The following is a 25,918-nucleotide window of genomic DNA, read 5'->3' on the forward strand; positions in this document are numbered from 1 at the left end:
AGACGATTTGACACTATCGGGATAATATTCAAAGCATCTGTTCTGCTGAGGAGCAAATCGAGCGGCCTATTTGAACAGGCCGCCGAGAATGCCGCGCACCAGCTGGCCGGCGATGCCGCTCGATCCGCGCCGGTTGCCGCCAAACACCGCGCGGCCGAGTTCGTTGGCGACCTGCCGCCCCACCGAGGAGGCCGCCGCGCGAGTGGCCGACTGGATGGCGCGGTCCATCCCCGAAGGCTTCGCCGCTTCGCGCGCGGCGATGGCGTCGAGCCGCGCCTGCTCCTTCAGCGCCTGCTCCTGCTGCTTCGCCTCGACCTTCGCCTGGACCGCCGCAGCCTTGTCGGACTCCGCCTGTGCCTTGGCCGCCTGGGCCGCCGCGGCCGCCGCATTGCCGCGGGCTGCGAGGATTTCCTGGGCAGACTCCCGGTTGATGCCTTCGTCATATTTGCCCGCAACCGGCGAGATCGACTGGATGACGGCGCGCTCCTTCGCATCCAGCGGCCCCAGCCGCGAGCGCGGCGGCGCGATCAGGGTGCGCTGGACGATGCTGGGCGATCCATCCTCCTGCAGCACCGACACCAGCGCCTCGCCGACCTTGAGCTCGATGATCGCCTTGGCGACGTCGAGGTCGGGATTGATGCGGAAGGTCTGCGCGGCGGCCTCGATCGCCTTCTGGTCGCGCGGCGTGAAGGCGCGCAGCGCGTGCTGGACGCGGTTGCCGAGCTGGGCGGCGACGTCCTCCGGCACGTCGATCGGGTTCTGCGTGATGAAATAGACGCCAACGCCCTTCGAGCGGATCAGCCGGACGACCTGCTCGATCTTGTCGGTCAGCGCCTTGGGTGCGTCCTCGAACAGCAGGTGCGCCTCGTCAAAGAAGAAGACGAGCTTCGGCTTGTCGGGATCGCCGACCTCGGGAAGCGTCTCGAACAGCTCGCTCAGCAGCCAGAGCAGGAAGCTCGCATAGAGCTTCGGGCTCTGCATCAGCTTGTCGGCGGCGAGGATATTCACAAAGCCGCGGCCCTGGTCGTCGAGCCCGAGAAAGTCGTGGATGTCGAGCGCCGGCTCACCGAAGAAATGGGCGCCGCCCTGGCTGTCGAGCTGGAGCAGCTGGCGCTGGATCGAACCCACGCTTGCCTTGGTGACATTGCCATAGCGCGTCGAGAGCGTATCGGCATTCTCGGCGCAATGGGCGAGCATCGCCTGGAGATCGCCAAGGTCGAGCAGCAGCAGCCCTTCCTCATCGGCATAACGGAAGGCGACGTTGAGCACGCCTTCCTGGACTTCGTTGAGGTTCATCAGCCGGGCGAGCAGCAGCGGTCCCATTTCCGAGACGGTGGTGCGGATCGGATGACCCTGCTCGCCATAGAGATCCCAGAACACCGCCGGATTGTCGCCCCAGCTGAAGTTCTGCAGCCCGATTTCGGCAGCGCGCGCGACCAGCTTTTCGGCGTTTTTCGCGGTCGGCGACCCTGCCATCGCTATGCCGGCGAGATCGCCCTTCACATCGGCAAGGAACACCGAAACCCCGGCGGCGGAGAAATTCTCCGCGATACCCTGCAGGGTGACGGTCTTGCCGGTGCCGGTCGCGCCGGCGATGAGGCCGTGGCGATTGGCGCGGCGAAGGTTGAGATGCTGCGGCTGGGGGCCCGCAGGGCTGGGGCTGGCACCGAGGAAGATCCCTTGCTCATCGATCATGCCGCTCTCCTATGATGCCGAAGCTGCAGGTTTAGCGGGCAACAACGGCAAGCGGAAGGCGGCAACGCGCGGGATATCACCCTCGCTTCGGGCGTTTACGCTCTCGATCCCAGCAGAGGAGGCGGACATGCCGCGCGGAGACAAGGATGCTTATACCGGCAAGCAGAAACGCAAGGCCGAGCATATCGAGGAAGGCTATGAGGAACGCGGCGTCCCGAAGAAGGAGGCCGAGCGCCGGGCCTGGGCGACGGTGAACAAGGAGTCAGGCGGCGGCAACAAATCAGGCTCGGGCCGCGGCAAGCCGGATACACATGTGTCATCCTCGCGAGGTGGCAAGGCGCATAAATCGGGCTCGGCCGAGCAGCGGTCGGCGGCAGCGCGGAAAGGGTGGGTTACGCGGCGGAAGAACGCAGCGGCCTGACACTTGACCGGACTAGCGGGCGATCGGCCCTCAGCCCTTTTTCGGCTTGTCCTTGCCCTTCGCCTCGGCACTCTTTTCTGCCTTCGCCGCGCCGCCGCCATTGGCGATGCGCACCGAAAGCAGGTTGCTCAGTTTCGCCTTGAAGTTGGCGAGGTCGCGGCCGCCCAGCTGCTGGACCGTGGTGAACTTCATCGAGGCGGGGTTTATCGCCTGGCCATTGCGGAACACCTCATAATGAAGGTGCGGGCCGGTCGAGAGGCCGGTCGAGCCGACATAGCCGATCAACTGGCCCTGGCGAACCCGCTCGCCGGGCTTGGCGATGATCCGGCTCATATGGGCGTAACCGGTCTCGATGCCCCCGGCATGGTTGAGCCGGACATAGTTGCCATGTCCGCCGTGGCGGCCGGCGAAGCTGACCACGCCATCGGTCGCCGCCACGATCGGCGCACCCATTGGGGCTCCGAAATCCATGCCCTGGTGCATGCGTGAGAAGCCGAGAATCGGATGAAAGCGCATGCCGAAGCTCGATGTCAGGTGGCCGAGCACCGGCTGGCGCATGACGCCCTTGGTTTCGCCGACGCCATTGGCCTCATACCATTGGTCCCGACCGCCGCTGCTCCATTTGAGCATCTGGACCTTCTTGCGGCCCTCGACGATCCCCGCGAACAGCAGGCTACCGATCTTGACCTCTCCGGTCTCGGCGCGGGCATGCTCGATGATGGCGTCGAAGCGCGCGTCCGAGCCGATGCCACGCAGCGACAGCTTCTGCGACACCGCCTTGATGAAGGCCTCGATAGCATCGCCGGGCACGCCGGCGGCGCGGGCCGACTGATAGAGGCTCGAGCCGACCCGGCCCTGGATGCGCAGCGGGGTGTTGTCGACCGCGATCGGAATGCGCTTGAGACGGAGCTGGCCATCGATCCGCTCGAGCGCGAGCTTCAGGTCGAAGCGGGCGCGGAAGCCGAGTGATTCCAGCGGACGCGGATCGGTCTTGACCGCGCGGCGGCCGAGCACCAGATCCATCCGGGTCCCCGCCTTGATATCGTCCAGCGACACCGCATCGGAGACGAGCGACGCGACGGTGCTCGCCTCTTCGCGGGAGACGCCGGCTCGTTCGAGAACGCGGCCGAAGCCATCACCCTGACCTATGGTGGCGGAGAGATCGACGCGCGGCCGCTCCGGCGTGTCGGTGAGCGGCTCGACCGCGCTGGTGGCGGCGAGCCGGCGGCCGGTATCGGCGCCGAGGCCAAGCGGGGCGATCGCCATCGCACGAGCCTGATCATAATGGCCGGCGCTCATCGGCGCTTCCGTGGCAAAGCTGATCTGCTTGAAGGTGGGCGTCATCATGCCCGCGGCGATGCACAGGCCGAGGCAAGTGAACAGGCCGCGATACCATTCGCGCGAGCCGATCCGCGCGCCCAGGTCGACGACGAGATCCGCACCGGCCAGCCGATCGATCGGGCCGTCGATGAGGCGGCCTATGCCCTGCAGGCGGCTGGGCTTGACGAGCGTCAGCGCGCCTCCGTTGCCCGAAGCGAAGCCCTCAGTTGGGAATCCCTGGCCGCTGCTTTGGAACAAAGCCCCCGCCCCTTTTCAAAAAAACGCTTATCTATTTGCCCTGGCGAGACATTTTCGCTTTGGGCACGATCACTCTGCCTCGCCATGGTTAATGTCAAACTAATGCCCCGCGCCTGCGCGACGTTATGCGACGAACCGAGTCTTTTATATCCATGAGTCGAGTCGCTGCCGTTTCGAGCTTGCGTTCGTGCCGTCGGCTGCCAATCTTGGCGCTATGTCCAGCTTCGCCACGCAGCCGGTTGTCGCCGTGCTGGGGCCGACCAACACCGGCAAGACCCATCTCGCGATCGAGCGGATGTGCGGCCATTCGAGCGGCATGATCGGCTTCCCGCTGCGCTTGCTGGCGCGCGAGGTGTATGATCGGGTCGTCGCGATCAAGGGCAAGGAGCGGGTGGCGCTGATCACCGGCGAGGAGAAGCTGCTCCCGCCCCATGCGCAATATTATCTGACCACCGCGGAATCGATGCCACTGGATCGCGAATTCGCGTTCGTCGCGCTCGATGAGGCGCAGCTCGCCACCGATCCAGAGCGTGGCCATGTCTTCACCGATCGCCTGCTGCGCGCCCGCGGACGCGAGGAGACGATGATCCTGGGATCCGAGACGCTCCGCCCGATGGTCCGCGCGCTGGTCCCCAAGGCCGAGATTATTGGCCGGCCGCGCTTCTCGACGCTCAGCTATGCCGGTGCGACCAAGCTGTCGCGGCTGCCGCCGCGCTCCGCCATCGTCGCCTTCTCGGCCGAGGAGGTCTACGCCGTCGCAGAGATGCTGCGCCGCCTGCGCGGCGGCGCAGCAGTGGTCATGGGCGCGCTGAGCCCGCGCACCCGGAACGCACAGGTCGCGATGTTCCAGGCAGGCGAGGTCGATTATCTGGTGGCGACCGATGCGATCGGCATGGGGCTGAACATGGATGTGGCCCATGTCGCCTTCGCCTCGCTACGCAAGTTCGACGGACGACGGGCGCGACGGCTGACCATCTCGGAGATGGCGCAGATCGCCGGCCGCGCCGGCCGCCACCAGCGCGATGGCACATTCGGCACGCTCGCGCTCGAAGGCAACAGCAACGCGCGCTTCGAGGATGAGGAGGTCGACGCGATCGAAGCGCATGTCTTTCCGCCGATCGACCATCTCTACTGGCGCGAGGGCCAGCCTTCGCTCGCCGGCCTCGATGCGCTGATCGCCGATCTCGAGCGGCGCCCCGACCGGCAGGTGCTGCGGGCGGCCCCGCAGGCGATCGACCTGGCGGTGCTCAAGCGGCTCGCCGAGGAAGACTGGGTACGAGAGCGGGCGCGCGGCCAGACGATGATCGCCCGGCTCTGGGCGGCGTGCGGCCTACCCGACTTCCGAAAGACCGGCGCCGAACCCCACAGCCGGCTGGTCGCGCGCGTCTTCCGCCACCTCAGCGAAGGCGACGGGCACCTGCCGGTGAGCTGGTTTGCCGACGAGCTGGCGCGGCTGGACAGCGTGCAGGGGGATGTCGAGACGCTGGCCGACCGCATCGCCGGAGTCCGGACCTGGGCCTATATCGCGCACCGGGTGGGCTGGCTGGCCGATGCCGAAACCTGGGCGGAGCGAACCCGCACGCTCGAGGAGAAACTGTCCGATGCGCTGCACCAGCGGCTGACCCAGCGTTTCGTCGACCGGCGGACATCGGTGCTGATGCGCGACCTGGGCGCGAAGGGCGGCGAGCTCATGCTGCCGGTCAAGGTGGACGACGAAGGCACCGTGACCGTCGATGGCGAACCGATCGGCCGCCTCATCGGCTTTCGCTTCAAGGCCGACCACCTCGCCCGCCATGGCGATATGAAGCGGCTGATGGCAGCGGCCGAACGTCGGCTCGGCGTCGAACTCGCGTCGCGCGCGCGGCAGCTCGCCGCCGACCATGACGGCCAGTTCAGCCTGGCCACCGATATCGGCCGGCCGGTGGCGATCTTCTGGCGAGGCGACGTGGTCGCACGGCTGGAGAAGGGTCGTACCCTGCTGACTCCGCGCATCCGCCTGCACCGCGCGCTCGACCCGCTGGCGGCGGCCGATCGCGCGGGGGTGGAGCAGCGCCTCGCCGCATGGCTCGAAAGCCGCATCCAGCGAGAGTTGAAAGCGCTCTCCCGCTATTTCGAGGCGGCGCGCGACCCCGCCTGCCCGGCATCGCTCCGCGCGCTGCTGTCACCGCTGGCCGAGGCCGGAGGGATCATCCCGCGCGCGGCGGTGGCGTCGGCGATCGAGCATCTCGATCGCGATGGCCGTTCGCGCGCCGAGCGGCTCGACGTCAAGATCGGTACGCTGGACGTCCACTCGCCTACTTTGCTGAAACCCGAGCCGACGCGCTGGCGGATCGCGCTGTTCGCCGCCGCCGAGGACCAGGTGATGCCCGAGTTGCCCGTGCCCGGCGCAGTCTCCATGGCGACACCGACCGACACCGCCACCTGCGAGGCGATGGTGCGGGCCGGCTATCGCGCGCTGGGGGCGCAGATGCTCCGCGTCGACCTGGTCGAGCGGCTGGCGCGGATCGCGCACGATTCCCGGACGGGCCGCACGCCATTCACGCCCGACCCCGGCCTCGCCACGTCGCTCGGGCTGCGCCATGCGAGCTTCGCCCAACTGATGCTGGCTCTGGGTTTCCGTGCGACGCCGCCCGGTGAACCCGAAGCCTGGGTGTGGAAGGGCAAGCGCGAGCCGCGCAAGGAAAACGGGCGTCGGCCGGGCAACGCCTTCGGTGCGCTGGCCGATCTCTATCCCGGCGCCGGCACTGGAAATGCGGCTCGATAAGTTTCTCTGGTTCGCGCGGCTGACCAAGACGCGGCGGCTGGCCCAGGAGATTGCCGCGACGGGCTATATGCGGATCGACGGGCGGGTCGTAAATCGAGCGCATGCGACGGTCGCGCCGGGCAACGTGTTGAGCTTTCCGCTGCATGGCCGAGTCCGCGTGATCCGGATCGAGGCGCTGCCCGTGCGGCGCGGCCCCGCCCCGGAGGCGCGTATGTCTTACACCGATCTGGCGTCGCCGCCTGTTGACGCCGGGCCGGCTGCAACCTAACGGAGGCCCGTCCATCGTGACATCGATCCCACCGCCTGGGGAGGCTGGGGGTCGATTGCGATATTTTTATAAGGCTGATCAACGTTAGTGGCAGGAGCGCAAAGCGCTTCCACTAAGGCGCTCAGCCCGAGGGAGTAGCAATGACCTACGTCGTCACTGATGCCTGCATACGGTGCAAGTATATGGACTGTGTCGAGGTTTGCCCGGTCGACTGCTTCTATGAGGGCGAGAACATGCTCGTCATCAACCCCAGCGAATGCATCGACTGTGGCGTCTGCGAACCCGAATGCCCGGCCGAAGCGATCCTGCCCGATACCGAATCAGGGCTGGAACAGTGGCTCGAAATCAACACCTCACTCTCGGCGCAGTGGCCGAACATCACGCGCAAGCGCGAAGCCCCCGCCGACGCCGACGAGTTCAAGGGCGCCGAAGGCAAATATGACAAATATTTCTCGCCGGAGCCTGGCCAGGGCGACTGACGCCCGCATCGTCGCGGGGCGAATCGCCTAAAATCACACGCTACCCTAGCGAAATGCCCAAGATGCTCGCCTTTCGCATATAAATGTGTTACAGGATTCGTACTCGGGCGCGATCCAATGCGCTTGCAACAAGGAACCTGTGATCCGCTGTATCAGGATCGCCGTCGATCGCCGCGGGGAGGGCGAGTCTGGCGGACCTGTACGGCATCCCAAAGAAAGGTCTGCTAAATGGCTGCCAAGGCGCTGAGCTTCGTCGTCGGCGATTATGTCGTTTACCCCAAACATGGTGTCGGCCGCGTGGTCGAACTGCAAAGCCAGGAAATCGCTGGGGCCAAGCTAGAACTCTACGTGCTGCGCTTCGAGAAGGAGCGCATGACGTTGCGCGTCCCGACAAATAAGGCAGAGGCCGTGGGCATGCGTAAGCTGTCGTCGAGCGTGACGATGGGCGAAGCTCTCACCACACTCAAGGGCAAGCCCAAGGTCAAGCGCACCATGTGGTCGCGACGTGCGCAGGAATATGAGGCGAAGATCAACTCGGGCGACCTGGTGTCGATCTCCGAAGTGGTGCGCGATCTGTTCCGGGCCGACGATCAGCCCGAGCAGAGCTATTCCGAACGCCAGATCTTCGAAGCGGCGACGAGCCGCCTCGCCCGCGAACTCGCGGCGATGGAAGCTGTCGACGAGCCTTCCGCGCAGGAGAAGATCCTCGACATCCTCCGCAAGGCGGCGGCGATCCACAACAAATAAGCTCTCCGGCCTGCCGGAAGCGTGCAAGGGGCGGTCCTTCGGGGCCGCCCTTTTCGTTTGGGCGGGCCGCTTGCGATTGAAGCCCCGCCTCCGTATTATATTGACAATACAGTATGGAAAGGACCGCCCATGCGTTTGTCGATCGCCGGCCTCGCCGCCCTGTCCCTGGTCACCGCCGCATGGCCGGCCGCAGCAGCGACGCGACCCTTTCCGGTACCGGACTTCTCCAAGTTGAGAGTAGAAGGCCCTTATACGGTGCGCGTCCATACCGGCGCCAGACCATCGGTGGTCGCGCGCGGGCCACAGGCGCGGATCGACAAGCTGATCGTCGAGTCGCGCGGTAATATGCTGGTCATCTCCACCGAGAAAAGCTGGAACTGGCGCAACATGGGATGGGGCAAGAATGAGACGATCCATATCGACATCGGCGTGCCAATGCTCGATGCCGCCACTCTAGCCGGTTCAGGCGAAATGAATGTCGACATGATCAGAGGCACCGACTTCATGGCTGCCCTCACCGGATCGGGCGACCTGTCGATCGCGCGGATCGAAACCAGCCGGCTGAAGGCGGTCGTCACCGGGTCGGGCGACCTGAGCATCAGCGGTCGCACCGGCCGCGCCGAGGCATCTGTCCAGGGGTCGGGCGATCTGCGCGCCGGCGGGCTAACCGTCGGCCTGCTCAACGCGTCGGTTGCAGGATCGGGCGATATCGCGGTCGGCCCCACCAGGGTTGCGAGGGCGAATGTCGCGGGCTCCGGCGACATCATGATCGCCGGTCGTCCGAGCTGCACCAAGAACAAGGTTGGATCGGGCGATATTATCTGCGGCGACGGCGTCAGATAAGGCCGAGTGTCGCCAGTTCGGCGTGCAAGCCTGCTGGAATTCGGGTGCCCGCGTCGTCGCCTGCCGCCAGGTCGCGGGGTATATCGGCGGCAGTGATGTAGCGCCAACCCTGGTGCGCGCGGCGCGGGCGCGGCTCCACCTCGATCAATGCCGGCGCCAGGACGATCGCGCAGCGGCCGCCCTCTATCTCCTCGAAACCGAGCAGCGGCTGACGCAGGCCGAAGCGGTGCTGCGATATCCAGAACAGCGACCCGCCCACAAGCTCCTCGGCCCGCTTCGGCCGGTAGCGGGTCGGCAACAGGATATTCTCGCCGCGCTGGATCCGGTCGGCCAGCCGCGCCCGCAGCACATCGAAACTGTCGCAACCGAACGCAATCTTTGTCAGGTGAAGTTCGCTCATCCCGGCAATATCGGCATCACCAGCAATCGGATCAACCGTGCAATCCCCACAACGCCGCCAGGCCGAGGAAGGAGAAGAAGCCCATCACGTCGGTCGCGGTAGTGACGAACACGGCAGAGGACACCGCCGGATCGGCACCCGCCTTGTCCAGGCTCACCGGTACGAGGATGCCGGCCAGGCCCGCCGTGATGTTGTTGATCACCATGGCCAGGCAGATGACGATGCCGAGGTCGCGATTGCCGTAGAGTAGGCCGACCGCAAGCCCGATCATGGCGCCCAGGCACAGCCCGTTCATGATCGCGATACGGAGCTCGCGGAAGATCATCCGGCGGGTGTTCGACGAGGTGAGCTGGTTCAGAGCCAGCGCACGCACCGCCACCGCCATGGTCTGGGTCCCGGCATTGCCGCCCATGCCCGAGACGATCGGCATCAGTACGGCGAGCACGACCAGCCGCGAGATCGTTCCCTGGAACAGGCCGACCACCGACGCCGCTATGATGGCCGTGCCCAGGTTCACCACCAGCCAGGACAGCCGCACCTTGACGGTCTCGAATACGGGCTCGTTGATGTCGCCATCGCCTGCGCCCGAGAGCTTGAGGATATCTTCGCCGGCCTCTTCCTGGATGATGTGCACCACATCGTCGACCGTGATCATGCCGACCAGCCGCCCTGCCGGATCGACCACCGCCGCTGAGATAAGTGCATATTTCTGGAAGCGCAGCGCTACCTCCTCCTGGTCCATGTCGACCGGGATCAACGTCTGCTCGCGTTGCATGACATCGCTGATCAGGATCTTGCGCGGCGTGCGCATCACCCAGCTCAGCTTGCAGGTGCCGATCGGATGATGCGCCGCGTCGACGACGAATATCTCCCAGAAATCGGTAGTTAGATCCTCGTTGCGGCGCAGATAATCGAGCACGTCGCCGACCGACCAATGTTCGGGCACCGCGATCAGATCGCGCTGCATCAGGCGGCCTGCCGATTCCTCGGGATAGGACAGCGCCTCTTCGATCGCCGCTCGATCGTCGGGCTCCATTGCGCGCAGCACAGCGCGCTGGTCCTCCTCCTCGAGCTCCTCGATGATCGCCACCGCATCATCGGTCTCGAGCTGGGTGGCGATCTCGGCCACTTCATGCGGCGCAAGTGCCTCGATCAGCTCTTCGCGGACCCACTCGTTCATCTCGGACAGGACGTCGCCATCGAGCAGCTCGGCGATCGCGGCTGCGATCGGCTGGCGCATTTCCTGCGGCGCCAGTTCGAACAGGTCGGCGATATCGGCGGGATGGAGCGGCCTGACGAGCGCGCGCGCGCCCTCGGCATCGCCTTCCTCGACGCACGCAATCACCGCATCGACGAAGCTGGATTTCAGCCGGTCGTCAGCATCGTGCAGGGTCTCCGCCGGCGCGGTATCGGCGGATTCAATGTCGGTTTCGCTCATGCCGTCCTCCGCGCTTCGGACCGGGTACCGGCCAGGCTCTAAGAGGAGAATCCGTGTCGGGCAATGGCCTCGACCGCTATTGTGCGGTCCGATATCTCAGCCAATCACTCGAGCCCGGCGGGCTCGGCCTTTGCGCCCTTGGCGGAGATAGGCTTCATCAGCAACAATATGGGCAGCAGGCAGACCACGGTCCACATCATCGCCCAGAAATTGTCGATGTAAGCCACCATCATCGCCTGCCGGGTAACCTCCGCATTGGCCAGCGCCGCGGCTTGTTCGGCTATGTTCACGCGGCTCAGCGCCTTCAGCATCGCCAGCGGCGTCCCGTTGGATCCCAGCATCGCGCCTATCTCGGCATGGTTGATCTGGATATTGCGCGCCAACAGCGCGGTGAAGACGGCGATGGCCAAGGATGTGCCGACGTTGCGGAACAACGCGGAAAGTGCAGCGGCTTCGGTCCGCAGTGCCGCAGGAACGCTGGCGACGACCGCGAAGTTGAGTACGGTCATCATCAGACCCGTGCCGAGGCCCTGCAGCACGCCCGACCAGAAAACCGTTGTCCAATCCATCTGCACGCTAAATCCAGTCTGAACCGCCAGCGATGCGATCACCAACATCATGCCGATCGACAGCTGATAACGGCCGTCTATCCGCCGCATCATCTGTCCCCCGATCAGGATGGCGACCGCCAAGGCGACGCCCCGAGGAATCAACGCGACACCGGCCAGATAAACCGGATAACCCAGCAGGATCACCAGCAGCGACGGCAGCAGCGCATTGGCGGCGACAATGATCGGCACCACGATGGCGCTGATCGTGATCGCACTTGTGAAAGTCCGATTGGCAAACAGGCTCACCGAGATGATCGGGGTCGGAGATCTGCCCAGATGAAAGATCAACATCCAGAATGCGGATATGCTGATGGCGAACTCAACCAGAATCTCGGGTGATTCGAACCAATCCTGCTGCGTGCCGCGATCGAGCGCGAGTTGCAGACCGCACAGGGCTACGACGATCATCGCAAAACCCACATGGTCGAACACCCGTCGGGGCGACGGAAAATCCGGCAGAGCGATGAATATCCCTATCAGGGCCACGATCCCGATCGGCACATTCAGGAAAAACACCCATCGCCAGTTGAAGGCGTCGGTAACCCAGCCGCCCACCACGGGTCCAAGGATCGGACCCAGCATTGTGGCGAACCCCCAAATCGTAATGGCGCGGACCTGCCGGGATGGCGGATTCATGTCGTACATGAAGGCGTGGGCCATCGGGATGATGAAGGCACCGAAGAAACCCTGGAACAACCGCGCTGCCACCATCATCGGCAGAGTGATCGCGATGCCGCACAGCATCGAAGCGAGCGTGAACCCCAGGACGCACGCGCCGAACATCCGGCGGCGGCCTAACCGCCCGGCCAGCCACGCCGTCATCGGCGCACCGACGGCCGTGGCGATGATGTAAGAGGTGAGCACCCAGTTTATGCTCTCCGGCGTCGCCCCGAGCGCAGCCTGCATATGGGGAAGCGCAACCGTGGCAATCGTCTGGTCGAGCGCGACCAGCATGGTTGCCGCTACCATGATGATCATCGCTATGGCCTTGGGCAGCGGTGCGACGGGGACGAGCGCGCGGTCCTCCTCCGCCAGGCCGGCCTGGCCGCCGCGGGCTGGTGCGGCAGGGTGTCCGGCCGGCGTCGCGTCGCTGTCGATCTTGCTCATGCCGTTCCGCGCAATCCCTCCGTGACGCTCTATAAGCTGATGCCGCACGGTGGAAGCGCTTTACGCGATCGACTCGCGTGGCTGCAATCAGCGCTCGCCTCGACGGGCATCTCTCGATAGGGACGGCCCGAGATTCGCTCGTCGAGAAGGAGAATATGATGGCCGCCGATCCCGAAAACACGCTCATCATGACGCTGGAGGGCGGCGATGTCGTCATCAACCTGCGCCCTGATCTGGCTCCCGGCCATGTCGACCACATCAAGGGACTCGTCCGCGAGGGCTTCTACGACGGCGTGGTGTTCCATCGCGTGATCCCCGGCTTCATGGCGCAGGGCGGCGATCCGACCGGCACCGGCATGGGCGGGTCGGACAAACCCAATCTGAAGGCCGAATTCAACCGCGAGCCGCATGTTCGCGGCGTCTGCTCGATGGCGCGTAGCGCCAATCCGAACAGCGCCAACAGCCAGTTCTTCATCTGCTTCGACGATGCGCGCTTCCTCGATGGCCAGTACACCGTGTGGGGCATCGTCGAGTCCGGCATGGAACATGTCGACGCGCTGCCGAAGGGCGAGCCGCCGCGTGAGCCGGGCAAGATCGTCAAGGCGAAGATCGCCGCAGACGCATGACCGCCCAGGATCCTCCCGATCGTCGATCGGGAGGATCTTCACATGTCACTGGGTCGACAGCGTACTGAACAGCCAGTCGTGGAAGATTCGCACCGCGCGGGTCGTGAGCGCCGGGCGACGACACGCAAACCAATAACCGTAAGGGCTATCGACGCTGTGATCGAACAGGCTGGTCAGCCTGTCGTCGCGCGCGTCGTCGAGGTGGCTCTGCAGCATGAAGGCTACGCCAAGCCCCTGGGCCGCAGCATCCAGCATGAGCTGGCCTGAATCGAACACATCGACGGCGGCGGGTTCCAGGTCCGGCCGGCCCAGCGCTTCCCGCCAGATATTGAACAGCTCTGGCATGTCCCTGTGCAGGAAGATCGTGAGGCGGGCAATATCATCGATCCGGCTGACCGGAAAACGGCCGCCGGTCAACGATTGGTTGACGATGGCTACGGTGGTGTCGCGATCGATCCGTCGCGAATAGAGGTTCGAGTCCACATCGCGCGCGAGCACGATCGCAGCATCGACCCCCTCGCCGAGCCGCGCCAGCGCATGACCGCCGGTGTCGATATCAATGTGGAGTTCGGGGTGGCGCTCGCGCAGCTCCGGAAGACGTCCCATCAGCCGCTGCGACGCGAAGAGCGGCATCACGCCCAGTCGAAGCCGCACGAGTTCGGTGTCTCCCGACGTGGCGTCGATCGCGAGGGTCAGCGCATCGAGCGCGGGTGCGATGCGCGACAGCAGCATCTCTCCGTCCGAGGAGAGCATCATCGCCTGATGACGCCGCTCGAACAGATTACGGCCCATGAATCGCTCCAGCGCCTGCACACGTCGGCTGAGCGCAGGCGAGGACAGCGCCAGTTCCTCGGCCGCTGCCTTCACGGAGCCCAGCCGCGCCACCTGGACGAAGGCTTCGATGGCGGTAAGGGGCGGCAATCTACGCATGTCAGCATCCCACCAGAGCGCGAGACTCGTTGCAACGCAAAATAGCACAAATCACGCCAGCTGCGAGCCGCCGTCACTATATTCCTATTGTTATCAGCCTATCAAGGTTGCACTTTCTGCAACCGCGGCGACGATCTAAGCATTTGCAGCAATCGATGCCGCACCGCAATAAGGACGGGCCTTTCAGGCATCCTCTCCTAAAACTTTACGGCCGGCCCTCTGGGGCCGGCCTTTTTTTTGCCAGCACGCAACCCTGCGCCGCTCGGGCGGTTGGACGATCACCTCGCCGTATCCGAAACGGGTGGTGCTTGCCTTTGCCCGCATCATTTGCGACGGGGAGGCGCAAGATCAAAAGCCGACAGGAACATCATGGGTGAGTTTTCGGCCGAACAGGCGCTGGGCAGCGGCGCAAAGGCCTGCTCGGTATCTAGCGCGACCAATCCCCTCGCGTTGTTCTTCCGCGAATTCCTGCGCCACCCCGTGATGATCGGCTCGGTGATCCCGTCGTCGAAGCGCACGATCGAGTCGACGCTATCGCGGGTGGACTGGGCAAATACGAAGCTGTTCGTCGAATATGGGCCGGGCGTAGGCACCTTCTGCGGCACGATCCTCGAACGGCTGGCCCCCGATGCGACCCTACTGGTCATCGACACCAATCCGGTCTTCGTCGATTTCCTGCGCCGCAAGTTCGCCGATACGCGCTTCGTAGCGGTTCACGGCTCCGCCGCGGACGTCAACGAGATCATCGATGCGCATGGCTTCGACCAGGCCGATTATGTGCTATCGGGCCTCCCCTTCTCTACCCTTCCCCAGGGCGTCGGCGCCGCGATCGCCGAGGCGACCCACCGCGTTCTCAAGCCAGCGGGTGCCTTCCTCATTTATCAATATTCGCCCTATGTGCTGAAATTGCTCGAACCGCTGTTCGATCGTATCGATCGCGACCTGGAATGGTGGAACATACCGCCCTGCGGTCTCTTCTGGGCTTACAAGGCGGCGGCTTGAGCTTTCGTTATGAATGCCGGCCCGGCGGCCGGCGTCGTATTTCCTGTGGCCGACGAGCGTCCCATTTTCCTTTACATTTCTGCGCAGCCCTGTTAGCCGCGCCCTCTTTCCAAATTCAGTTATAGCGGAGCGTTTTATGGCGCGCGTCACGGTCGAGGATTGCGTCGACAAGATTTCCAACCGGTTCGACCTTGTTCTGATGGCGGCCCAGCGCGCTCGCCAGATCTCAGGTGGTGCCGAGTTGACGATTGATCGCGATCGCGACAAAAACCCGGTGGTCGCGCTGCGCGAAATCGCTGACGAGACAGTCCTGCCCGACGACCTGCACGAAGCGGTCGTGTCCTCGCTGCAGCGTGTCCGCGTCGACGATGACGATGCGCCCGATGAGATCGGCTCGCTGGCAGCATCGGCCGAGGCGCTTCGCCTGACCGCGGCCGCACCGCCCCGCAATCAGAATATCGGCGGCGACTACGAATAGGCCGCCCGGCGGCTGAGATCTCCGCATCTCGGCTCTTTCAAAAGACACACGGCTCGCCTCCCAGGAGGCGGGCCGGTGTTGCTTTTGGGAAACGCGGCGTCCGGCTTTTGCCATAAACCCAGCCGATGTCGCTATTTGCCTGTTGCATCCACTGCTGCGGCGCCCCCACATAAGCATGTGCTAAGACAATATGAACTTGTGGATCGGGTACTCGCCTACGACCCGGACGCCGACGAGGCGTTGCTAAATCGCGCCTATGTCTTTTCCATGCAGGCGCATGGCAGCCAGAAGCGCGCCAGCGGCGATCCCTATTTCAGCCACCCGATCGAAGTGGCGGGCATATTGACCGACCTTCAGCTCGACGACGAGACAATCGCGACCGCCATCCTCCATGACACCATCGAGGACACAGTCGCAACCGCCGAGCAGATCGAGAAGAGCTTCGGACCGTCGGTGGCGCGGCTGGTGGACGGCGTCACCAAGCTGTCGAAGATCGAAGCCCAGACCGAGAATGAACGCGCGGCGGAGAATCTGCGCAAGTTCCTGCTCGCCATGTCGAGCGATATACGCGTGCTGCTGGTCAAACTGGCCGATCGGCTGCACAATATGCGGACGCTTCACCATATCGGCTCCGAAGTGAAGCGGCGGCGCATTGCGCGCGAGACGATGGATATCTACGCGCCGCTGGCCGAGCGGATCGGCATGTACGAGTTCATGCGTGAAATGCAGACGCTGGCGTTCCAGCAGCTCGAACCCGATGCCTATACCTCGATCACCAAGCGGCTCCACCAACTGCATGAAGGTGGCGGCGATATCATCTCGCGGATCAGTTCGGGGCTGCGGCTGCAATTGAGCCGGGCCGGTATCCAGGCCGATATCCAGGGCCGTGAGAAGCATCCTTATTCGATCTGGAAGAAGATGGCCGAGCGGCACATCAGCTTCGAGCAGCTGTCCGACGTGATGGCGTTCCGTGTGATCGTCGACGACATCGATAGCTGCTACAAGGCGCTAGGTGTTTTGCACCGGCGCTGGCCGATGGTCCCCGGCCGCTTCAAGGACTATGTGTCCACCCCCAAGCGCAATGGCTATCGGTCGCTCCACACCTCGGTGATCCACTCGGAGAAGATGAGGATCGAAGTGCAGATCCGTACCCGCGAGATGCACGCGCAGGCCGAATATGGTCTCGCCGCCCACTGGGCCTACAAGCAGGGCAAGCCTTCGCGCGAAGCCAGCAGCCATAGCTGGATCCGCGACCTCGTCGACATTCTGGAGCATGCCGGCAATCCGGAGGAGCTGCTCGAGCACACCAAGATGGCAATGTACCAGGATCGTATCTTCGCCTTCAGCCCCACCGGCGAGCTGATCCAGCTGCCCAAGGGTTCGACGGCGATCGACTTCGCTTATGCCGTCCATACCGACGTCGGGGACACGACGGTGGGCGCCAAGGTCAATGGGCGGGTGGTGCCGCTCAGGACGCCGATCGAGAATGGCGACCAGGTTCAGATATTGCGTTCGAAGGCGCAGGAGCCGCAGGTCGAATGGCTGACCTTCGCATTCACCGGCAAGGCGCGCTCGTCGATCCGGCGCTCCGTGCGGCAGAAGGAGCGTGAGGAAACGATCGCGCTGGGCCGCAAATTCTACGATGAGATCGTCAAGCGCATCCCCGCCCAGCTGGGGCCAGAGGCCCAGCCCGAAGCGCTCAAGCGCCTCAAGCTGCCGGACGAGGATGCGCTGATGGAAGCGATCGCCCGCAAACTGGTCGACGACGCCACGGTGATGGACGCGCTAATGCCGGGCAGCGCCGAAAAAGCGGGCGTCAAGCGCAAGGAAGCCGCCCAGCGCGAGGCGATCTCGATGAAGGGGCTGACGCCGGGCGTCGCGTTCCAGCTCGCCGGCTGCTGCAATCCGGTGCCAGGCGACCGGATCATCGGTATCCGACGGCCAGACGAGCCGGTCGAGGTTCATACGATCGATTGCGGTAAGCTGGCCCAGAGCCAGGATGCCGACTGGGTCGATCTTGCCTGGGGCGACGGCTCCGATGGCGGCACCGCCAAGCTCAATGTGATCGTCAAGAACGAACCGGGTGCGCTCGGGATCATGTCAGGCATATTGGGTGCGCATCAGGCGAACATCGTCAACCTGTCGCTCTCGCACCGCGATGCCGCCTTCCACACCTATGACGTCACGATCGAAGTGCATGACGTTCAGCACCTCATGAAGATCGTCGCGGCGCTGCGCGCGGCGGATGCGGTATCGCAGGCGGAGCGAACGCCAGCGGGTTGACCATCCTCACCACAGGCCGAGTTGGGCGAGACTGCCGGGCACGATCGCGCGCAGTTCCATCAGGCTGGGGATCGCAAAGGCAAGGCCCAGCAAGACGTCGAACGTCCGGATCGGCCGCAGCCGGTTTCCCCGTGTGGGCCGTCGCCCCAGGTCCTGGACGGTTATCCACAACATCGCACAGCCGCACGCGGCTGCGACCGCCAGCACGACGATGAAGGGCAGCGCGGCGATTTCCGGCCAGCCGGCATAAATTGGCCACAGGACGAGAGCGGCGAGGCCCGCGGCGCTGCCGACGCCCGCTATCTGGTGGATTTTCCATGATGTGGGACGGATCATGCAGGGTGTTGCGCCTTGCACGGGCCGGCCGTCAAGGCGCGATGCACGCTTGGCTGGCCCGCATGGTCCAGGCCCTGGATGACCTTCGTCAGCCCATCGTCGGGATGACGAAGCTCTGATCGACGACCGCCCCGCCTGACGGCCAGCGTTGGGTCACCTTCTTGGTGCGGGTGTAGAAACGCACACCGTCCATGCCGTACTGGTCGAGATCGCCGAAGCCCGAGCGCTTCCAGCCGCCGAAGCTGTGATAGGCGACCGGCACGGGGATAGGCACGTTGATCCCGATCATACCCACTTCGACATTGCTCGCGAACTTGCGCGCAAAATCGCCGTTCCGCGTGAAGATCGAGACACCGTTGCCATATTGGTGCTTGGAGGGATAGCTCAGCGCCTCCTCGAACGTCTCCGCGCGCAGGATCTGAAGCACCGGGCCGAAAATCTCTTCCTGATAGCTCTTCATCCCGGGCGTGACGTGATCGATCAGCGTGGGCGCCAGAAAATAGCCCTCCTCATAGCCCTGTAGCGAGAATCCGCGACCGTCGACAACGATCTCGGCACCCTCGTCGGCGGCCATCTGGATATAATTCTCGATCCGCGCCTTGTGCTGGGCACCGACCACGGGGCCGTAATGCGCATCCGGATCGGTCGCGATGCCCACGCGGAGCGCCGCGATTTCCTTGACCAGACGCTTGCGGAGAGCTTCGGCCGTCGCCTCCCCCACTGGGGTAATCACCGGCAATGCCATGCAGCGCTCGCCCGCCGAGCCATAGGCCGCGCCGATGATGTCCGCGACAGCCTGGTCGAGATCGGCGTCGGGCAGAACGATGCCGTGATTCTTGGCGCCGCCCATGCATTGCATGCGCTTGCCGTTGGTCGCTCCCCGACCATAGACATATTGCGCGATGTCGGATGAACCGACGAAGCTCACCGCCTTGATGTCGGGATGGTCGAGAATCGCGTCGACGATCTCCTTGTCGCCATGCACGACATTGAGAATGCCTTCGGGCAGCCCGGCCTCGAGCGCCAGTTCGGCAAGACGCACCGGCACGGAGGGATCCCGCTCCGAGGGCTTAAGGATGAAGGCATTGCCGCAGGCGATCGCGGGGGCCGCCATCCACAACGGAATCATCGCTGGGAAATTGAACGGGGTGATACCGGCGCAGACGCCAAGCGGCTGGCGCATCGAATACACATCGATACCGGGTCCCGCGCCCTCGGTATATTCGCCCTTCAGCAGATGGGGGATGCCGCAGGCGAATTCGACCACTTCGAGCCCGCGCTGGATATCCCCCTTCGAGTCGGCAATCACCTTGCCATGCTCGGACGAGAGCAGGCGAGCGAGAGCGTCCATGTTCTGCTCGATCAGTTCCTTGTAGCGGAACATCACGCGGGCGCGGCGCTGCGGATTCATCGCCGCCCAGCCAATCTGGGCTGCCTTGGCGTTCTCGACCGCGCGGGCAAGATGGCCAGCGTCGGCGAGATCCACACGCGCCTGCACCTGGCCGATCGAGGGATCATAGATGTCGCCGGTTCGCGCGCCCGACAAGGGCGCGGGCTTGCCACCGATAAAGTGAGTCACGTTGCGCATGGAGCCTGCTCCTCTCGCGCTGGTTGTAAAGCGCGGCTATAGCTATAGCGCGTCGCATCTTGCATCTACAGGCCTATGGATGCCGATTCGTTGTGCAGGAATCCCGATGCTCGAATCTGATCAGCTCCGAGCCTTTCTCGCAATCGTGCGGACGGGCAACATGCTCGCCGCCGCGCGGCGGCTGGGCCTTGATCACAGCACCGTCTCGCGCCGCCTTTCAGCCCTGGAACAGGCACTGGGCGCGCGACTGTTCGACCGCTCTCCTCGCGGGCTCGCGCCGACCGGGGCAGCGGTCGCCCTGGTGCCTCATGCGGAGCAGGTGGAAAGCGCGCTCATCACAGCGGCCGCCAGCGTCGCCGGTCGAGATGACGAGGTAAGCGGCACCGTCCGCCTCGCGACGCCCGAAATCTTCGGGACCTGCCTGGTCGCCCCCCACATCGCCGAATTAAGCGCGCTCCATCCCCACCTGACGCTGGAACTGGCTCCCGAGAGCCGATCGATCAGCCTGTCCAAGCGCGAGGCCGACATCGCGGTGACGCTCCGTCCGCCGCCGCGCGGACGCCTGATCGCGCGCAAACTGACCGACTATCGTCTCGGCGTGTATGGCTCGCGCGCTTATCTGGATGAACATGGCCCCATCGGCGGATCGGCTGCGATCGGACGACATGGGTTCGTATCCTACATTGATGAATTGCTGGACTATCCCGAGATCAACGCGCTTGACCAGGTGGCGCTCGGCGCGCCGATCGTCTTCCGCTCCAGCTCCAGTGCGGCGCAGCAGGCAGCGGTGGCGGCGGGCATCGGCCTGGGAGTTCTCCATAGGCTCGCTGCCGAGAGTGACACGCGCCTCGTGCGCGTGCTTGCCGACGAGATCGTCGCCATCCGCAGCTACTGGCTCGTGCTCCACGCAGATCTTCAGAAAACACCCAGAATACGCGCGGTCGTGGATTTTCTGGGTCAGTTGACGGAGCGCCTGCAACCGAAGCTTTGAATGGCAGGTTGAACAGCGATCTCAACATCGGGCACAGCATGATCGGACCGTCGAAACAGGCGCAGGCGACCAGGGCGGTCACATGATGGCGACAGCCGCTGCATGTCCAAATCAACTAAAACTGAAGCTTGAGCCGGTCCCAAACAATCTTCAGACCAGCATCGTTGCCCAGCCTTTCTCGCCTGGGTAGCCGTCGCCCACGGTAGGATCCCGGTATCCAAACTTGGATACCGGGATCCGCATGACGCCCAATCCCGCGCCGATTATTATTGCCCGAAGGCAACGGTAAGGCGAAGCATGATTTCCCTCGCCCGGTTGAGGTTGGCGTAACCGTCTGCCGGTGGGCCGCCGGCGACGGTGCCGGAGGCGCCTCCAGTGAACTGCAACTGCTGTCCGCCCGCCCAGTAGAAGTCGTTGGTCAGATTGCGACCGATCAGCGCCACTTCCCAGGCGTCCCCAGCGTCGGCAATGCGCGCGGTGGCATCGACGAGAGCGTGCTTGGGCGAGATCAGCGCCGGGGTCAGGCCGGCGTCGGTCGGCGCGCTGCCGGCGAAGGTGACGTCGGCGGACAGGCCGAGCTTCAACGCCGAGCCAAGCGGGGTTTCGTAGCTTGCGCCCGCATTCCCCGCCCATTCGGGCGCATTGATGAGTTGCCGCCCGGCCAGATTCTGATTGTTGCCGATCTCGCCTGGCAGGATCGGGCGGGAAATGCCGTTTCCAAGCGCCAGGAAATTGCAGCCCTGCGCCTGCGACTGACCCCGCCAGCATGGCCCGAAATAGCTAAGATAATTTGCCTTATTATAACTGAGGGCGCCTCTCAGGGTCAGTCCTTCGATCGGGGTGCGGTAGTTCATGTCGAACTCGATGCCCTTGGTCCGCACGCCGCCGGCGTTCCGAATCGAGCCAATGGCACCACTGAAAGCGGTAATCTGGAGGCCGGTCACTTTATAATTGAAGACCGACAGATTGGTGCGCAGCGCGCCATCAAGCAACAATGCTTTCACACCGCCTTCGAAGCCCTTGATCTTCTGCGGGCCATAATCGAGTGGAAGGCCCGCAGCCCCCCCGCTGCCATTGAAACCCCCCGATAGAAAACCGCGTTTATACGATCCGAACAGGGTCAGCTTGTCTGTGGGCCGGTAGGTAGCAGTGAGTTCGGGCGAGAAATTGTTGAACGAAGCCTGGACCACCGGTGTCGCGAAAGGCACCATCGGATTGGTGCGCGAACCGGTCAAATCCAAGAGGAACAGGGGCAGACTCTTCTTTTCGTGCGAATAGCGTCCGCCCGCCGACAGTTCGAGCTGCGGGGTCACGTCGAAGCGAGCCTGGGCAAACGCTGAATAGGCGGTGCCATTCTGGAGGACGTAAAATTGAGATATCTCGACCGGATTGGTCTGGTTTATAAAGGCATGCTGCCCGTTCGAGGACCGCGTGTCCGAGTAGATCCCGCCGACGGTGAAATTCAATGGCCCGTCAAAGCTGCTGTTCAGACGAATTTCCTGCGAAATCTCCCTATTGTTGTAAAAAAAGTAGGACGCGAGCGCCGGCAGACCAAAGCTGAACCCGAACTGCAGGATTGGCACGACAGGATAGCGCGCAAAATGGTCGACGGCCGCAAACTTGGTCTTGTAGAAACCCGTCACCGACGTCAGGTCGAGCGAATCGCTGAGCGCGTAGTTCAGTTCCAGCCCGGCGAGGATTTGCTCCTGCTCCGCCCGAGTGCGGCCGTCGCCGAACGCCGGCTCATATGGCGTGAAAGCGGTGCTGATATTGTCAGTGCGTTCGATATGATTGTTGGCTTTGCAGTCGCTGACCACTCCGACGAGCTGGGTCGTTCCAAAGGGGCAGTTGACGATCTGCGTATTCTCCGCAGGGCCCGCGCCCTTGACCTTCCCATAGGAAAGCTTGAGACGCGCGGTGAATGCATCGGTCGGCTCGAACTTCAACGTGCCACGCATAGCGATTTCACGACTGCGTGGACCGAAGCGGTGGAAGGGCGGGTCAATGTTGCCCGCAGGGGTGTCGTTCTTCACCCAGCCGCGGAGGTGCGAACCATAGAAGGCCAGACGCGCGCCGAGCGTGTCGGTCAGCGGGCCGGAAACAAAGCCTTCGCCGCGCCATTCGTGGGCGTTGAACTCATAGCCCAGCGATGCCTTGGCAGCCAATTGCGATGTCGGATCGGCGGTGCGTATCGAGATGATGCCGCCCGGACTGTTCTTTCCGAAGAACAGCGACTGCGGCCCCTTGAGAATCTCGACCTGCTGGAGATCCATGAAAGCTAGGCGGCGAACGGTGGACTTCGCCACCTGGACGCCGTCGATGTTGAACGACACCGCCTGATCGCCGAGCGGATTAGTGTCGGGCCCCGATACGCCGCGCAACGCGATGGTGCCGCCCTGGGCGGCTCCGCCAGATCCCAATATCGTCAGGCCGGGAACCAGCTGGGCAACCGCGTCGGCGCTGCTGATCCCGCGCCGCTCAAGTTCCGCTCCACTGACCGCCGTCAGCACCACGGGGACCGCTATCGACGTCTCGTCGCGCTTGCGCGCGGTGACGATGATGTCGCCGGCATCTGCGGAGACGCGCGCATTGCTGCGAGCTTGCGCTTCGGCGACAGTTGGCACCGCAATAGCAAGTGCAGACGTAAGGAGAAGAGTCGATCTTAAGGTAGATGTAATCATGATAATCCTCCCTTATTATACAATGACAGACCGATATGTTTATCTAATCACTCATCAGATCAATCAACAAGACGCTCTCAACGCTAACTCTCGCACATTTACGCTTCTAGTTCTACACATTCGTTCACCTTGCGCCGATGATCTGAACACATCTTACTAAGATAAGCCATCGGCGGAATTTCCCTGGGTGCAATTCTGCTAAAATCCTCCTCTTTTCCGCAGCCATTCGATCATCAGTCGGGCTAGTGCGATGCGCTTGGTAAGAAAACTGTGATCAGTGTCGAGGATCACTTCGTCGAACGCTCGCACCCCGGCATCGCGCATCGCCTGCGCAATCGGCCTGTGGGCTATTTCGAGCGGCGAAACGACGTCGCGCATTGCGCCCACGAGGAGGATGTTTTTCTCGACGAGGCGCGGCGCTTGAACAATGGGACTCATGCGATCGTTTTCAGCGGGCGTCATGGCGTTCATCGTGGCCACGACGTCGATCCGGCCGGCAGTCCGGGCCTTCACCGGCTCGAGGCCGGCTATCATTTCGGGGGGCAGCGGAGCGGACTTGTTCGCCGGCGCCACCGCGATGACCGACTGGATCAGCGGATCCTCAGCGCAGGCGGAGATGCTCACAGTACCGCCCCCGCCGCTCAGCCCCATAACGGCGATCCGGGCGGTATCGGTCCGCCACGCATTACCTGCCGGCGTCCTGATGTCGCCCTTGGCGGTTGAGCGGACATAGGCAGCAGCCGCGAGCAGATCATCGATCGCACCGGTTAGCGTGTAAATGTGCTGATTGTCCCACATGCCCCGCGGATGAAAGGTCATCACGTTGATCCCGGCCGTCATCAGCGGAATGATGACGCTTTCCAGCCGATCGCCGCCGAACATCTGCGGGGTCAGGATGACAGTTCCTTTTGGCTCCCGTCCTTGCGCTATCCAGACCGTCGCATGGACGACTGAGCCCTGGCTGATGAAATGGGTGACGAACTGTTCAAACGGAAAATCAGGATCAAGGACACAAGGATCGCAAACAGCCGAATCCATGAGAGATCTCGGATCAAATATCGCGTTGCCGTTCATTTGGGCACCCCTCTCAGGATATTGGCAGTTTTGATTGGGACTGATCCAGCGCGACACTTCATTGAACTGCCAGTCGAGCATATGTGCGCGCGTTCAAGCCGAAAAAGCAGAATGCGATGCTGGCTGGGGCAAGACCGAAATGCCGCTCCATCAGGACGGGCATCCATGATGTCACGACATAGGTCGCTGTCGGTATCAATGTACTGGCAATGGAGATACGGCCAAGGAGCGCCTTGTGCGCCCAGAGATAGGCCAGAAAGTCTCGAACCGAGACGCGATCTCCTTTGACGGCGCCACGCCGCTCGGGCTCCTTCGGCGTAAAGACCAGCATGCACGCCATAAAGCCCGGCAGTCCGGCGCATAGGAATAGGAGGCGCCACGGGCCGAGGGCCACCAGCCCTGGAAGGTCCAGGCCCGCAAGCGGCAACAGGCGGAGCAGGACAGCGCCCAGCATCAGCGACCCACCATAGCCAACCGCCATAGGCATATAGTAAATGCTGACGGCGCGACCCCGCTTCCCCGGCTCGAAATAATCGACAAGAAGTGAATAGGCGGCAGGGGCAAGCACCGCTCGCCGATCCCGACACCGATACGAAGCACAAACAACTGCTCGTAGCTTGCCACCAATCCGGACAGCGCCGTGAGCGCACTCCAGGCGGCCAGACCGATCAGGATGATGTTGCGCCGGTTACGGCGGTCGACGAGCCGCCCGAAGGGAATCCCGAACACGGCATAGGTAAGTGCAAAACCGTAGCCGTGCAGCAGTCCGAATTGCGTGTCGCTGATACCGAACTCGGCCTTTAAGGGCGTGATGATCAGCGGCGTAAGGTTCCGGTCCGGTTGCGACAGCAAGGTCACGACACACAATATCGTCAGGGCGTAGAACGCGCCTTCGAGGCTCGGCTGTGGCGCGAATACCGCAGAGCTTGCCGAGACCGGATCCACGTCGACCGCCCTGTTCCTTGAAGGGGTCGGGTCCGCCTCCGAAACCTTCATGGTCGGATCCTTCCACACGCCGGCTGCCTCATTTTTCTAATGCCCAAAAATCGACCAGCGCGCAGCTTCCCGACGTGTGGTGAAGTCTCGAGGACATTTCTACACCCCTCCGAAAAAGTGCCTTGGAACGTTCATGAGAGTATGAGGGCGCGCCCAACTCAAACGATTATTCTAAAAATGGTTATGAGCGTTGCTCATTCCGCGCCATCTGAACACCAACGAGGGACGGCAACGGCAGCGGTAATCTTCGGCAAGTCCCCGCTTGCCGTGGCATCCGGTGTGCCCGGAAAGTCCCCAAAGCCGCACATAAGGACGTGCTTACGGACAGCCTCTCGGCTGGGCGGACAAGGTTCAACATGGCCCGCCACGGGATTGCACGTGCGCTTGAGCTGGACCGTTTCCCCCAATCCAGCTTTGCTCGCAACGACCGCGAGAAAATCTCTGATGCTGCGACGCAAGCGGCCCGCGCGGCGGGTGCCGAGCGGGCTGTGCGTGTGTGTTGGATTGATTTGGTTGCGGGGACAGGATTTGAACCTGTGACCTTCAGGTTATGAGCCTGACGAGCTACCGGGCTGCTCCACC

21 protein-coding genes and 1 pseudogene are annotated in these 25,918 nt (G+C 63.5%); 11 read left to right on the forward strand and 11 right to left on the reverse strand.

Translation table 11 applies throughout. The features are described from left to right. Positions 1-66 precede the first annotated feature (66 nt). On the reverse strand, positions 67-1,695 hold the full coding sequence (locus AAC645_RS07090; protein ID WP_340314854.1) for a helicase HerA-like domain-containing protein: 1,629 nt from the start codon (positions 1,693-1,695) through the stop codon (positions 67-69). Positions 1,696-1,822: 127 nt separating this feature from the next. Between AAC645_RS07090 and AAC645_RS07095 the strand changes: the two genes are divergently transcribed. Next, complete coding sequence (locus tag AAC645_RS07095) at positions 1,823-2,116, forward strand: plasmid stabilization protein (protein WP_340314855.1); 294 nt, start codon at positions 1,823-1,825, stop codon at positions 2,114-2,116. A 30-nt stretch (positions 2,117-2,146) separates the two neighbouring features. Here the strand turns inward: AAC645_RS07095 and AAC645_RS07100 are convergent, their stop codons facing one another. Then, positions 2,147-3,694, reverse strand: a complete 1,548-nt coding sequence (locus tag AAC645_RS07100) for a peptidoglycan DD-metalloendopeptidase family protein (RefSeq protein ID WP_340314856.1) — start codon at positions 3,692-3,694, stop codon at positions 2,147-2,149. 214 nt (positions 3,695-3,908) lie between these two features. Between AAC645_RS07100 and AAC645_RS07105 the strand changes: the two genes are divergently transcribed. From AAC645_RS07105 to AAC645_RS07125, 5 genes are all read left to right on the forward strand, one after another. Further along, on the forward strand, positions 3,909-6,458 hold the full coding sequence (locus AAC645_RS07105) for a helicase-related protein (RefSeq protein WP_340314857.1): 2,550 nt from the start codon (positions 3,909-3,911) through the stop codon (positions 6,456-6,458). Next, positions 6,445-6,726, forward strand: coding sequence for an RNA-binding S4 domain-containing protein (locus tag AAC645_RS07110; RefSeq protein ID WP_340314859.1), 282 nt, complete (start codon positions 6,445-6,447; stop codon positions 6,724-6,726). The genes AAC645_RS07105 and AAC645_RS07110 overlap by 14 nt, the downstream gene beginning before the upstream one ends. 140 nt (positions 6,727-6,866) lie before the next feature. Then, the gene (fdxA, locus tag AAC645_RS07115) at positions 6,867-7,205 is read left to right on the forward strand and encodes a ferredoxin FdxA (protein ID WP_340314860.1); all 339 of its coding nucleotides are present in this window, start codon (positions 6,867-6,869) and stop codon (positions 7,203-7,205) included. Positions 7,206-7,433: 228 nt separating this feature from the next. After that, positions 7,434-7,952 carry a CarD family transcriptional regulator gene (locus tag AAC645_RS07120; RefSeq protein WP_340314861.1) on the forward strand — a complete coding sequence of 173 codons (519 nt, stop codon included), beginning with the start codon at positions 7,434-7,436 and terminating at the stop codon, positions 7,950-7,952. A 129-nt stretch (positions 7,953-8,081) separates the two neighbouring features. After that, positions 8,082-8,795: a head GIN domain-containing protein gene (locus AAC645_RS07125; RefSeq protein WP_340314863.1), complete on the forward strand. Its 714-nt coding sequence runs from the start codon at positions 8,082-8,084 to the stop codon at positions 8,793-8,795. Here AAC645_RS07125 and AAC645_RS07130 read toward each other — a convergent pair. The 3 genes from AAC645_RS07130 to AAC645_RS07140 form a co-directional block, all read right to left on the reverse strand. Further along, the gene (locus tag AAC645_RS07130) at positions 8,788-9,195 is read right to left on the reverse strand and encodes a DUF1489 domain-containing protein (protein WP_340314865.1); all 408 of its coding nucleotides are present in this window, start codon (positions 9,193-9,195) and stop codon (positions 8,788-8,790) included. The two genes, AAC645_RS07125 and AAC645_RS07130, sit on opposite strands and share 8 nt — an antisense overlap. Positions 9,196-9,226: 31 nt before the next feature. After that, on the reverse strand, positions 9,227-10,633 hold the full coding sequence (gene mgtE, locus AAC645_RS07135) for a magnesium transporter (RefSeq protein ID WP_340314867.1): 1,407 nt from the start codon (positions 10,631-10,633) through the stop codon (positions 9,227-9,229). A 104-nt stretch (positions 10,634-10,737) separates the two neighbouring features. Beyond that, positions 10,738-12,351 (reverse strand): DHA2 family efflux MFS transporter permease subunit, encoded by a 1,614-nt coding sequence (locus AAC645_RS07140; protein WP_340314868.1) that lies wholly within the window; start codon positions 12,349-12,351, stop codon positions 10,738-10,740. A gap of 158 nt (positions 12,352-12,509) precedes the next feature. Between AAC645_RS07140 and AAC645_RS07145 the strand changes: the two genes are divergently transcribed. Continuing rightward, the gene (locus AAC645_RS07145; RefSeq protein ID WP_340314869.1) at positions 12,510-12,977 is read left to right on the forward strand and encodes a peptidylprolyl isomerase; all 468 of its coding nucleotides are present in this window, start codon (positions 12,510-12,512) and stop codon (positions 12,975-12,977) included. Positions 12,978-13,022: 45 nt separating this feature from the next. Here AAC645_RS07145 and AAC645_RS07150 read toward each other — a convergent pair whose 3' ends face one another. Next, positions 13,023-13,907: a LysR substrate-binding domain-containing protein gene (locus tag AAC645_RS07150; protein ID WP_340314870.1), complete on the reverse strand. Its 885-nt coding sequence runs from the start codon at positions 13,905-13,907 to the stop codon at positions 13,023-13,025. A gap of 369 nt (positions 13,908-14,276) precedes the next feature. On the opposite strand from AAC645_RS07150, the gene AAC645_RS07155 reads away from it, so the two are divergent. The 3 genes from AAC645_RS07155 to AAC645_RS07165 all read left to right on the forward strand — a co-directional run bounded on the left by AAC645_RS07155 (position 14,277) and on the right by AAC645_RS07165 (position 17,670). After that, positions 14,277-14,909, forward strand: coding sequence for a class I SAM-dependent methyltransferase (locus AAC645_RS07155; RefSeq protein ID WP_340314872.1), 633 nt, complete (start codon positions 14,277-14,279; stop codon positions 14,907-14,909). A gap of 136 nt (positions 14,910-15,045) precedes the next feature. Then, positions 15,046-15,387, forward strand: coding sequence for a DNA-directed RNA polymerase subunit omega (gene rpoZ, locus AAC645_RS07160; protein WP_340314874.1), 342 nt, complete (start codon positions 15,046-15,048; stop codon positions 15,385-15,387). Between the two features lie 177 nt (positions 15,388-15,564). Beyond that, on the forward strand, positions 15,565-17,670 hold the full coding sequence (locus AAC645_RS07165) for a RelA/SpoT family protein (protein WP_340314875.1): 2,106 nt from the start codon (positions 15,565-15,567) through the stop codon (positions 17,668-17,670). Between the two features lie 6 nt (positions 17,671-17,676). On the opposite strand, the gene AAC645_RS07170 is transcribed toward AAC645_RS07165, so the two are convergent. Next, entirely contained in the window at positions 17,677-18,006 is a 330-nt protein-coding gene (locus AAC645_RS07170; RefSeq protein ID WP_340314876.1) for a hypothetical protein, read from the reverse strand. 88 nt (positions 18,007-18,094) lie between these two features. After that, positions 18,095-19,594 (reverse strand): CoA-acylating methylmalonate-semialdehyde dehydrogenase, encoded by a 1,500-nt coding sequence (locus AAC645_RS07175; RefSeq protein WP_340314877.1) that lies wholly within the window; start codon positions 19,592-19,594, stop codon positions 18,095-18,097. A gap of 106 nt (positions 19,595-19,700) precedes the next feature. On the opposite strand from AAC645_RS07175, the gene AAC645_RS07180 reads away from it, so the two are divergent. Next, positions 19,701-20,585, forward strand: a complete 885-nt coding sequence (locus AAC645_RS07180; protein WP_340314878.1) for a LysR family transcriptional regulator — start codon at positions 19,701-19,703, stop codon at positions 20,583-20,585. 266 nt (positions 20,586-20,851) lie between these two features. Here AAC645_RS07180 and AAC645_RS07185 read toward each other — a convergent pair whose 3' ends face one another. The 3 genes and pseudogenes from AAC645_RS07185 to AAC645_RS20405 all read right to left on the reverse strand — a co-directional run bounded on the left by AAC645_RS07185 (position 20,852) and on the right by AAC645_RS20405 (position 25,336). After that, complete coding sequence (locus AAC645_RS07185) at positions 20,852-23,266, reverse strand: TonB-dependent receptor (RefSeq protein ID WP_340314879.1); 2,415 nt, start codon at positions 23,264-23,266, stop codon at positions 20,852-20,854. Positions 23,267-23,464: 198 nt separating this feature from the next. Continuing rightward, positions 23,465-24,421: an alpha/beta hydrolase family protein gene (locus AAC645_RS07190; RefSeq protein WP_340314881.1), complete on the reverse strand. Its 957-nt coding sequence runs from the start codon at positions 24,419-24,421 to the stop codon at positions 23,465-23,467. After that, a pseudogene (locus AAC645_RS20405) lies at positions 24,399-25,336 on the reverse strand (MFS transporter). The gene AAC645_RS07190 and the pseudogene AAC645_RS20405 overlap by 23 nt, the downstream one beginning before the upstream one ends. Positions 25,337-25,918: the final 582 nt, after the last annotated feature.

The sequence above is a fragment of the Rhizorhabdus argentea genome (genome assembly GCF_037861105.1).
Classification (GTDB): domain Bacteria; phylum Pseudomonadota; class Alphaproteobacteria; order Sphingomonadales; family Sphingomonadaceae; genus Rhizorhabdus; species Rhizorhabdus argentea.